This is a genomic window from Occallatibacter sp. (assembly GCF_049802275.1).
GTDB lineage: Bacteria > Acidobacteriota > Terriglobia > Terriglobales > Acidobacteriaceae > Telmatobacter.
In genome coordinates this window covers 1-11,131 of the sequence record NZ_JBARMD010000230.1, presented here as the reverse complement: position 1 = coordinate 11,131, position 11,131 = coordinate 1, and the positions used below count along the sequence as shown (strand labels likewise).

Below are 11,131 nucleotides of genomic sequence, written 5' to 3'. Positions count from 1 at the left end.
GCCATTGGCGCGAAGGTGGAGATCTTTGCGAACGGGCAATGGCAGAAGTGGGAGCTGGCGGGTGCGTCGGGACTGGCGACGCAGGCTCCGCCGCAGTTGCTCGTCGGACTGGGCGAAGCGGACCACGTTGATCTGCTGCGCATCTTATGGCCTACGGGAATCCTGCAGGACGAGATCGATCTGCCGCATACGCAGGTGATCGCGATGAAGGAAGCAGATCGCCGCGGAAGTTCGTGCCCGGTGTTGTTTGCGTGGGATGGGCACAAATACAAGTTAGTCACCGATGTGATTGGCGCGGCGGTGGTGGGGCATTGGTTTACGCCGACGCGCCGGAATATTCCGAACTCCGGCGAGTGGATCAAGGTGGAAGGGGATCGGCTGGCCAGCGTGGATGGGAAGCTGAGCCTCCGCTTCATTGAGCCCATGGAAGAGGTGAACTACATCGATCAGTTGCGGCTGGTGGCGGTAGACCATCCGGAGGACGTGGAAGTAAATCCGGATGAGCGGTTCCTCGACGATCCGCCGTTTGCTTCGGGGCGTGTGGTCGCGTCGAAGGACGCGCGGCTGCCGGTTGGTGCGTGGGACGGCGATGAGCGTGATGTATTGGAAGTATTGAGCAGGCGCGATCATAGGTTTGCTTCCGGGTTCACGGCGACACCGTATGACGGGTTCGCGAATGTGCATTCTCTGACGCTGGATTTGGGCGATGTGAATGTGAACGATCCGTTGAAACTTCTGATGACTGGGTATGTGAACTATTTCAGTGCGACGTCTTTATACGCAGCCTGGCAAGCGGGGATCAAGCCAATTTCGCCGTATGTGGAGGCGGAGCGGCCGGATGGAACCTGGCAGACAATTCCCGGAGAAGCGGGATTTCCGGCGGGACTGGAGCGGACGATTGTGGTGGATCTGACTGGGAAGCTGCCGGCGGGCACCCGCAAGATCAGGCTGGTGAGCAATCTTGAAATCTACTGGGACCAAGTGCTGTTTGATAACCATGCCGAGGCGGAGGCGCGAGCGACAGAAGTGCCGCTAGCCCTTGCGACTGAACGGTTCCGCGGATATCCAACGCAGATCGATCTGAAGAGCCCCGGCGATCTCGATTACGACTACGATCGCGTTAGTTTGACTGGACCGTTCCAGCATCAGCGCGGGAACTATACGCATCTTGGCGATGTGACGGCGCTGGTAAAGGGCGTTGATGACCGGTATGCGATCTTCGGAAGCGGCGAGGAGATTGCTACCGAGTTTGACGCAACCAAGCTGCCGGTGCTGCCCGTCGGATGGAAACGTGACTACTTCTTCTACGCGAATGGATATGTGAAGGATATGGATTGGTGGGATGCGATGCCGTTTACGGTGGCGCAATTGCCGTTCCACAAGATGAGCAGGTATCCGTATCCGGCGGGCGAGAAGTTCCCGGATGATTCTGATGCGATCGAGTATCAGCTGAAATGGAATGATCGGTTTGATTCGGGTGAGCCGGTGAGGTCGTACCGGTTTGATTACAAGCTGATGCCGTCGACTCCGGCGGATGATGCAGTATCGCTGCCGAAGCAAGCGGCTAAACCGTGAGGTGAAATCGCTGGTCGAGATCGTGCTTTCCCACCCAAGCGGGGCTTGGATGGGGCACCCAAGTTTCGTGCCGGTATCGGAATTTTCTGGGCAGATCAATCCGCTTCGCTGCGTTCAGTGTCAGGATGACAAATTTGGTGAGTGTTTACTTGAGTGCGCGATGAGTGAACTGGTTTTTGAGCCTGCGGTGCGGCAGTTGGAGATGTTGCAGGCGCGCGAGATCTCGGTGACGGAGTTGGCCGAAGCTCACGTTGCACAGATCGAGCGACTGAATCCGAAGCTGAATGTGTTCGCGGATTTCGATGCGGAGCGGATGCGATCGCAGGCGCGGGCGATGGATGCGGCGCCGGTTGACGCACGCGGGACGTTGCATGGTCTGCCCGTGACGGTGAAGTCGTCGATTGCGTCCGCCGGATACAAGTGCGAGATCGGCAGCCTGAATCATAAAGGCGAGATTCCGCATGAGGATGCGGTGGTTGTTGCGAGGCTGCGCGCAGCGGGAGCGCTGATCCTGGGGACTACGAACTGTCCTGAATTCCTGATGGCGTATGAAACGGACAACCTGCTGCATGGGCAGACGCGGAATCCGTGGGACATGGAACGGACGCCGGGTGGCTCGAGCGGGGGGGAGTCGGCAGCGATTGCGGCGGGGATGTCGGCGGCGGGACTGGGTTCAGACAGTGGCGGATCTGTGCGCGTTCCGGCACATTTTACCGGGATCTGTTCGCTGAAGCCGACGCCGGGACGCATTCCAGGACGAGGGCATTTACCACCCTGTGTGGGGCCGTTTTCGACGCTGGGGGCGATTGGGCCAATGGCGCGGACGATGGCGGATGTGGAGTTGATGTTTCGCACACTGAGTGGGCAGGATGATGCTGATCCGGCGAGCGCGCCTGTGGCACTGCGCGACCTGAGTCTGGATGAGTTGAGGGGTCATCGCATCGGATTCTTTGAGGATGATGGACGGACGCCGGTGACGGCTGAAACACGAGCGTCGGTGCGCAAGGCGGCTGCGGCATTGCGCGATGCGGGGTTTTGCGTGGAGCCGTTCCGCCCGAGCACATTGGAATCGTTGCGGAAGCTGTGGTGGACATTCTTTGTGCAATGCGGGGCGATGTTCTATGAGCCGGAAGTGCGCGGCGGACGGGGGAGACTGAGTCCGATCTTCAGAGAGTTTCTGGCGATTGCGGAAAGGACGGGTCCGCTGACGGCTACCGAACTTCTGAATGCCTGGGCGGAGATGGATCTGCTGCGCTCGAAGACGCTGGAGGAGATGCGAGAGTATCCGGTGCTCCTGTGCCCGGTGGCGAGCTTGCCGGCTTGGCGGCATGGCGAGCGGGAGTGGACCATCGAGGGGCAGAAGGTGGAATATCTGGACGCTGTGCGGTTTACGCAGTGGTTCAATACACTCGGTGCGCCGGCAGCAGTGGTTCCGGTGGGACGCTCGCCGGAGGCATTGCCGATCGGGGTGCAGATTGTGGCGCGTCCGTTTGAGGATGAGGTGGCGCTGGGGATAGCGGCAGTGGTAGATCGGGCGTTTGGGTATCGGGCGCCAGGGATGGCGGCTGGGGCCTAGCTTTCAGCTGTCAGTTATGAGCTTTCGGCTCGGCAGTTCTCCCAACCATCCTCACAATTTCGGCGGTTTTCCGCAGCTTCGACCGAAGTTGTTTATCACGCGAGACTCAAGCTCGATTGTGAGTGCATCGAACAAAAGCCGCCCGGCTTGCGACGCAGTCAAGTTTATCCGTCACAGACAAGTGATCCTGCTCACATTTAAAACCGGAGTGGTGGGTGCGGTAAGTTGCTGATTCCGCACCTCAACCTTTGGGTTGAGGCGAGAGAGTACCGCGAGCGGTAGTCTGACGCTTCCCCGGATCGGAGCGCAGCGGGTGCGCGCAAAGTGGCAGGAGTGTTTTGCCGAGGCTAGTGATGTACTGAAGAGCGACAAACACCAGCAGACAATTGTGCGGGTGTTGGACCTCGAAATTGGTGGCCGCGACTTTATTACCATGGCTGGACCGTGTTCGGTCGAGACCGAGCACCAGCTTCTCTCCACAGCTCATCATGTGCGTCGTGGTGGCGCGCGGATTCTCCGTGGCGGCGCCTTCAAGCCGCGCAGCTCTCCTTATGCATTTCAAGGGCATGGCCTTGCCGGGCTCAAGATGCTGGCGCAGGCGCGCGCAGAGACCGGTCTTGCGATAGTCACTGAGGTGATGAGCGAAGACGATGTTCCGCTGGTGGCCGAATACGCGGACATTCTGCAGATTGGCTCGCGCAGCATGGAAAACTACACGCTGCTTGAGGCTGCGGCAAAATCGCAAAGGCCGATTCTGCTGAAGCGCGGAATGATGGCGACGGTGGGCGATCTGCTGAAATCTGCGCAGATTGTGCTGGAGAACGGCAATCCCAATGTGATTTTGTGCGAACGCGGAATTCGCACGTTTGATGCAACGCTGCGCAACACGTTCGATGTAGCTGCGATTGCGCTGCTGAAGCAGATTTCGCATTTGCCGGTGATTGCTGATCCGAGCCATGCATGCGGCCACAGGGATCTTGTTCCGGCGCTGGCGCGGATTGGAGTGGCAGCTGGCGCAGATGGACTGATCGTGGAAGTTCATCCGAACCCGGAGAAGGCGTGGAGCGATGGCGAGCAGTCGCTGAACTTTGCCGAGTTTGACCAGATGATGGCATCGCTCAAACCTTATATTGCGTTGCGCGGAACGATGGTGGCTACCCAGGCTCTGGAGACGGTTGGATGAGAGTTGGCTTCAGAGCATGTGGGGCGGCGATCTGCGGCATGTTGCTGATGGTGACGTGTGGGTTTGCACCTCCTATCTCACAATCGATCGGGTCCGACGTGATTGTGACGGCTGCGCCAGTGTACGAGCCGCTGGCGGCATTGCGTGGTGGCGAGCGTTTTCCGAAAGGCGCGCAATTGCTGCTGATGCATGAGGGCAACGCTGAGCCGCTGGTTGCCGATTTTGCTTCGAGCGCGGATGCGAGCGTGTCGTTCGATGGCAGGCGTGTTTTGTTTGCGGGGAGGAAGGCTGCCGGAGATTCGTGGCAGATATGGGAATTGACGCTGGCGGATCGCAAGGTACGGCAAGTTACATCGGGCTCGGCCGATGCGATTCGGCCACTATATCTGCCGGGGTGGCGCCTGGTGTATGCGCTGCGAACGCCGCAAGGATTTCAATTGCAGTCGGCGCGGTTGATGGAGTCGAAGGCGCTTGAAGAGATTGAGGGCACGGGCGCGCGGGCAAGTTTTCCGCTGACGTACATGGGCGCGAACGCAGTGCCCGTGGATGTGTTGGCAGACGGGCGGATTTTGTTTGAAACGGGATTTCCGCTCGGTGAGGGTGCGACGCCGGAGATGTTCCTGGTGTACTCGGACGGGTCCGGCGTTGAATCGTATCGCTGCGATCATCCCGTGGATGTCGCCGGTGCACGGTGGGGTGGAAGGCAACTGAAGTCTGGCGATGTGGTGTTTACGCACGGTGCGTCGCTGGCACGGTTCACTTCGCCGCTGGCGCACGAAGAACGGGTGGCGGCTCCGCGCGGGAATTATGCAGGTGCGATTGCGGAGACCGCTTCGGGCGAGTGGCTGGTGAGTACGCGCGATTCAGCGAATGCGAAATTTGCCCTAAAGCTCTGGAGACCAGGCGCAGTGGCGATGCAGGCTCTGCTGAGCCGCCCTGGAGAAAACCTGATCGAGCCCGTAATCGTGGCTGCGCACGAGCGGCCGAGGCGCCATCCTTCGGCTCTACATGACTGGGATTATGCGAATTTGCTGGCCCTGGATGCGCGCATTTCTCGGGATGGCGCGCTGAAGGGCGTGCCTGTATCAGTGCGGCTCGAGACCCAGGATGCGGACGGGCATGCGGTTGCAATCGGCGCGGCTCCTGTTGAAGCTGACGGGTCGTTTTTTGTGAAAGCGCCGGCGGATCGGGCGATTCGGTTTGTGCTGCTGGATGCGAAGGGGGCGGTTTTGCGGCAGGAGCATGGCTGGCTTTGGATACGGCGCGGGGAGCAGAGAATTTGTGTAGGGTGCCATGCAGGGCCGGAGCATGCGGCAGAGAATCGCGTGCCCGAGGTTCTGCTGCATACCACGACGCCCATGGATTTGACCGGATCGGCGCAGACCTTGCAGCGCGGAGGCAACTGAAATGTCATACCGCATTTTTCTTTTTTTGTTGAGTACGGCCTCGATTGCAGTGGCGCAGACGGCTGGCACGCCTCCGGCCTCCTCGGCGGTGCCAGATTCGCGAACGAGTGCTGGCGCGAAGTCGACGATTCGTTTTGAAGATGCGAGTGCGAAGGCTGGAATTAATTTCACGCACAGCTTTGGTTCGGCCCAGCTTGGTTCACTGCTGGAGGGAACGGGCGCCGGGTGCGTCTGGATTGACTACAACAACTCGGGTCGGCCGTCGCTCTACGTGGTGAATGGAAGGCCCCTCGACGATTCGATGCATCCCTATCCTCTGAAAGACAAGCCGGTACCGCCGCCGCACAACCACCTTTATCGGAATGATGGCAACGGACATTTCACGGATGTGACCGAGCAGGCAGGGCTTGATCCGGACATGTATGCGGTAGCGGTGACGGCGGCGGACTACGACAATGATGGGTTTGTCGACCTGCTGGTGACCGGATATGGGAAAACGATTCTTTATCACAACGATGGCAACGGACACTTTACGGATGTCACTGCGAAGAGCGGCATCAAGGTGGACGGGTGGGCGATCAGCTCGACCTGGTTGGATTACGACAAGGATGGATGCGTCGATCTGTTTGTTGGCCGGTATGTGAAGTTCGATCCCAAGTATCGCGCGTTCTATGCGGCGGACAACTATCCGGGGCCGCTCGACTATGAGGGCGAGACGAACAAGCTGTTCCACAACAACTGCAACGGGACGTTTACGGATGTTTCGGAGAAGTCGGGGATCGGTGCGTTTGTCGGCCGCACGATGGGTGTGACGGCGGCGGACTTCGACAATGATGGCTGGGACGACATCTACGTTGCCAACGATCGAACTGAGAACTTCATGTTCCGCAACAAGCATGATGGGACGTTTGAAGAAGTTGCGAACGACATGGGAACAGCATTCGGGCAGAATGGCGAATCAACTTCTTCGATGGGCCCCATGTTTACGGATCTTGAAGGGCGTGGCGTGCTGGACCTTTGGGTGACGGACGGGCGCTATAACCGGCTACTGAAGAACAACGGCAAGCAGGGATTTGAAGATATCGGCGCGTCGAACGGCGTTTCGCAGACGAATGCGCAGTATGTGAGCTGGGGATCCGGTGTCTACGACTTTGACAACGATGGCTACCCCGACATTCTGATCTTTCACGGCGGGCTGATCCACCTGATTCCGCAGGAGCACACACTGTTTCAGGGGCTCGGCGACGGGCGCTTCTCGGACGTTTCGGAGACTGGGGGCGCAGTTCTAAATGAGCGCACGGTGGCGCGCGGCGCGTGCTTTGCGGATTACGACAATGACGGCAAAGTCGATGCGTTCCTGGTAAACCTCGGCGCCAAGGGTAAGTTGGTCCACAACATCTCTGCGAATACTGGTCATTGGATTGCAATCAAATTGGCGGGAACGAAGAGCAACCGTGATGGCATTGGTGCGCGCGTGGAGGTGTACGCAGGCGGGAAGAGATGGACTGCTGAGCGCGTCGCCGAGTCGGGGTATTTGTCGCAGGATGATGGACGGATGCATTTCGGACTGGGTTCGGTTGCGGCTATTGACAAGATTGTTGTGAAGTGGCCGAGCGGGCGCGAGCAGTGGCTGGAGAAGCAGGGCGTGGATCAAGTGCTGATCGTAGAGGAGCCGAAGTGAATTGTCGCAGGCGCAACGCGGCGGGAGCGATGAGCGCACTCGCTGCAGTGTGTGCGACGACGCTCGCTCTATGCGCCTGGAGCGGGCGGACCGCTGACGCTTCAGTGGCGACCGGACGAACTGGTGAACGGCTGGAGTATGCGTCGCCGATAGAGATGTTGTTGTCGTCCGATGGATCGCTGCTTTACGTGCTGTGCCAGGAGAGTGGGCAGGTTCGGGTGCTGAATGCGAAGAGCTACGAGCCTGTAAAGAACATTGCAGTCGGTCGCGTGCCGCGCGGGTTTTCGCTTTCGCCGAAGGGCGATCGGCTATTCGTCGCGAACTCGTGGGATGACACAGTCTCAGTGATAGATACAAAGTCTCTCGAGGTAGCGGCGACATGGGCGGTAGGGTCGGAACCGTCGAGCGTTGTGGAGGATCGCGAAGACAAGCACCTGTTCGTCGCGAATCGCATTTCAAATGACGTTGCGGTGCTGGATGCGCGGACCGGGGCTGAAGAGAAGAGACTTGCGGCAGGGCGCGGGGCAAGCTACATCACTGCCTCCCCGGATGGTAGCAAGTTGTATGTAACGCATGTGTATCCGAACCCGACGCCGCACCGGACTGCACCGGACTCGGAGATCACGGTTATTGACGCGGCGCGCGCGGTGGTGGTGGACAGGATTGCGTTGCCTTATGTCGCGCATGGTTTTCATGTGGCGTTCTCTGCGGATGGGCGGCTCGGCGTTGCTTCCACCTTGCACCCGAAGAACCTGGTACCGCTTGCGCACCTGGAGCATGGCGGAGCATTTGCAGATACGTTGACTCTGTTTGGCGCGGACGTGGGCAAGCCGGTTGAAATCCCGCTGGATGAGTTGGAACTTTACGCAGTGCGGCCGTTCGGGATTGCGATCACACCAGATAAGACGCGCATGTTTATCACTTGCGGCGGATCGGAGATGGTTACGGTCGTTGATATTCCGCGCTTGATGCGGTACGTTCGCACGCATCCGGGAACCAGTGCGCAGGATTTATCGGCGAGCGCGAATTATGTGGTGGGGCGGATTGCAGTGGGCCACGATCCGCGGGGCGTGATGTTGACGAAAGATGGCACGAAACTGCTGGTTGCGAATCGACTCGAAGACACGATCAGCGTGGTCGATACGAAAACCGATCGCGTGGTGTCGACAATTGCGCTCGCGGGACCGAAGCAGATGTCGGTTTTACGTCACGGCGAGCAGACTTTTTATACGTCGCGATACTCGTTTCAGGGACAGATCGGATGCGCGAACTGCCACATCGATTCAACCTTCGATGGGCTGCAGTGGGACTTGGAGCCTGATGGGTTTGGACGCGACATCGTCGACAATCGTCCTATTGAAGCGGTGAAAGATACGGAGCCATTCAAGTGGAATGGTGGGAACCCGAATCTGCCGACGGAGTGCGGACCTCGTACGGAGAAATATTTCTGGCGTGCCGAGAATTATGACGATCTGACGCTGACAGACCTGGTGGTGTATGTGCGCGATCTGCCGCCACGTCCGAATCGCTGGCTGCAGGGGAGTGGGGAATTGACAGCGTCTCAGGAGCGAGGGCGCGCGCTCTTCGTGCGCGAGTCGGACAAGTTTGGCAACTCGATTCCGGAGACGAATCGCTGTGTGTATTGCCATAGCGGGCTGAAGGGGACGAATCAAAAGTCCTTCGATGTGGGCACGAAGAAGGCGACCGACAACTCAGGGCTGCTGGATACACCGCAGTTGACCAACATTGCCATAACGGCGCCGTATCTGCATGACGGATCAGCCGCCACGCTGGAGCAAATCTGGACGGTTTTCAATCTGCAGGATAAACACGGCCGAACCAACGACCTGACTAAAGATGAACTCAACGATCTGATCGACTACCTGAGGACGCGATGAAAGTACTTCTGACAATCGCCATGACGGTGATGCTGGTGGCTGCGCCGGCCGGAACTGAGGCTCAGACAAAATCAGCAACTCCGAGTGTCCACAAGACCACGACCTCGGTTGCAAAAGCCTCGCTTCCTGCGATGCCGCGCTTCCGGTTTGAGAATTTCACAACCGCGAACGGACTGCCTGACGATCACGTGTTCAGCGTGCTGGTGGACGGGGATCGGATCTGGGCAGGGACCGAAAACGGGCTCGGGCTTTACGAGAATCACCAGTGGAGGACATTTACAACCAAGGATGGGCTGGCGCATCGCGCGGTGCTCTCGCTGGCGCTGGACAAGCGTACGGGAGATGTCTGGGCGGGAACGATGGGTGGGTTGAGTCGGATATCCGGTGGCCGCATTGATACGTATACACAGCTGAATTCGGGATTGAGCAATGACGTGGTGTATGGCGTGTCCGTGGAGGGCGAGAACGTGTGGGTGGCGACGGCCGCGGGCGGCTGCAAGCTCGATTTGCACACGGGAGAGTGGTCGCTCTACAACGAACGCAATACGCCGATGATCGAGATCTGGGTATACGGAGTTGCGGCGACACCAACCAAGGTGTATTACGCAGTGTGGGGAAGCGGCGTGCTGGAGTACGACCAGCAGAAGAAGATCTGGGACAAGTACGAAGACCCCGACGGCGAGACGGAGATGGTGCTGTTCAAGGATCAGGGGTTAATCCACGAAATTACGACATCGCTCAGTTATGTGGATAATATTCTTTGGGTGGCCACGTACTTTGGCGACAGCCGGTACGACGGCCGCTACTGGCACAACTTTTTGACCAAAGACAGCGGGCTTCCCTCGAACTTTACAAATTTCGTAAAAGGCGTGGACGCAAAGCGTGCATGGTTTGGCACCGATAAGGGGCTGGCCTACTACGACGGCGTCAACTGGGCTGTCTACCGTCCGTCTCTTACTACAGGGAAGCCGGAGATGACGGTGCGCGATGCAAAAGGGGAGGTTTCGTCTGTCGCTGTGAGTACCGCGCCGGCGCACAACTATGTTTTAGGAATTGATTTTCAGGGCAACGACATCTGGGTTGCCACTGCCAAGGGTTTAAGCCACGGGATTCATCAGCCATAAGGACATAAGGAGCGATAGAAAAATGATTGCTTTATCAGAGATTCTGGAGACCATCGCACACGCACCAATTCAAAAGCGCGCCATGACTAATCATGGGGTGCTCAACGAAGCATATGCATACGAGAAGCCAAGTTCGTTTTCCCGTGGCATGCGCATCGACTTGAACGGATTGACCATATTGTTGATTTCGGGCACTGCATCGATTGATGAGAACGGCGTGAGCGTACACATCGGCGATTTTCGGGCGCAGATGAAGCGGACGCTGGACAACATCACCGGTCTGCTGGAAAGCGAAGGTTGCACGTGGCACGACATCGTGCGCACCAGTTGCTACCTGCGCGACATCGATCGTGACTACGACGCGTTCAACGAAGAGCGCACTACATTTTTCAAGGCGCAGGGGCTCGATCCGCTTCCCGCGTCGACTGGGATTCAGGCGCACCTGTGCCGGCCGGAACTGCTGATTGAGATCGAGGCGATCGCGATGTTCCGCACGGAAAAGACGGCCAAGTAAGGAGCAGTGCAATGAGTAAGGCATGGTTGATGCTGGCGGCGTATGCGTTGGCCGCCGGCACAACGGCGGGTTTGTCGGGACAGGAAGCAGCACCGAGCAAGAGCACATGCGAGTGCGGGGCGCATCCTCCAGGTCCGCCGAAAGACCGGGTGGTGGAGCCCTATGCGGGCGAGC

General features: G+C 58.5%; 8 protein-coding genes. All 8 read left to right on the top strand.

Annotated elements, in window-relative coordinates; translation table 11 throughout:
• Positions 1-1,575 (top strand): ASPIC/UnbV domain-containing protein (locus WA354_RS08135; RefSeq protein ID WP_472812503.1); only part of this gene is annotated, 1,575 nt, incomplete at its 5' end.
• A gap of 160 nt (positions 1,576-1,735) precedes the next feature.
• On the top strand, positions 1,736-3,151 hold the full coding sequence (locus WA354_RS08130) for an amidase (RefSeq protein WP_472812502.1): 1,416 nt from the start codon (positions 1,736-1,738) through the stop codon (positions 3,149-3,151).
• A 313-nt stretch (positions 3,152-3,464) separates the two neighbouring features.
• Positions 3,465-4,334, top strand: coding sequence for a 3-deoxy-7-phosphoheptulonate synthase (gene aroF, locus WA354_RS08125; RefSeq protein ID WP_472812501.1), 870 nt, complete (start codon positions 3,465-3,467; stop codon positions 4,332-4,334).
• Positions 4,331-5,740: an HzsA-related protein gene (locus WA354_RS08120; RefSeq protein WP_472812500.1), complete on the top strand. Its 1,410-nt coding sequence runs from the start codon at positions 4,331-4,333 to the stop codon at positions 5,738-5,740. The genes aroF and WA354_RS08120 overlap by 4 nt, the downstream gene beginning before the upstream one ends.
• A 1-nt stretch (position 5,741) precedes the next feature.
• On the top strand, positions 5,742-7,421 hold the full coding sequence (locus tag WA354_RS08115) for a CRTAC1 family protein (protein WP_472812499.1): 1,680 nt from the start codon (positions 5,742-5,744) through the stop codon (positions 7,419-7,421).
• Positions 7,422-7,450: 29 nt separating this feature from the next.
• On the top strand, positions 7,451-9,319 hold the full coding sequence (locus tag WA354_RS08110; protein WP_472812498.1) for a YVTN family beta-propeller repeat protein: 1,869 nt from the start codon (positions 7,451-7,453) through the stop codon (positions 9,317-9,319).
• Positions 9,316-10,443 (top strand): ligand-binding sensor domain-containing protein, encoded by a 1,128-nt coding sequence (locus WA354_RS08105; protein ID WP_472812497.1) that lies wholly within the window; start codon positions 9,316-9,318, stop codon positions 10,441-10,443. The genes WA354_RS08110 and WA354_RS08105 overlap by 4 nt, the downstream gene beginning before the upstream one ends.
• Positions 10,444-10,465: 22 nt before the next feature.
• On the top strand, positions 10,466-10,957 hold the full coding sequence (locus WA354_RS08100; RefSeq protein ID WP_472812496.1) for a Rid family hydrolase: 492 nt from the start codon (positions 10,466-10,468) through the stop codon (positions 10,955-10,957).
• Positions 10,958-11,131 lie beyond the last annotated feature (174 nt).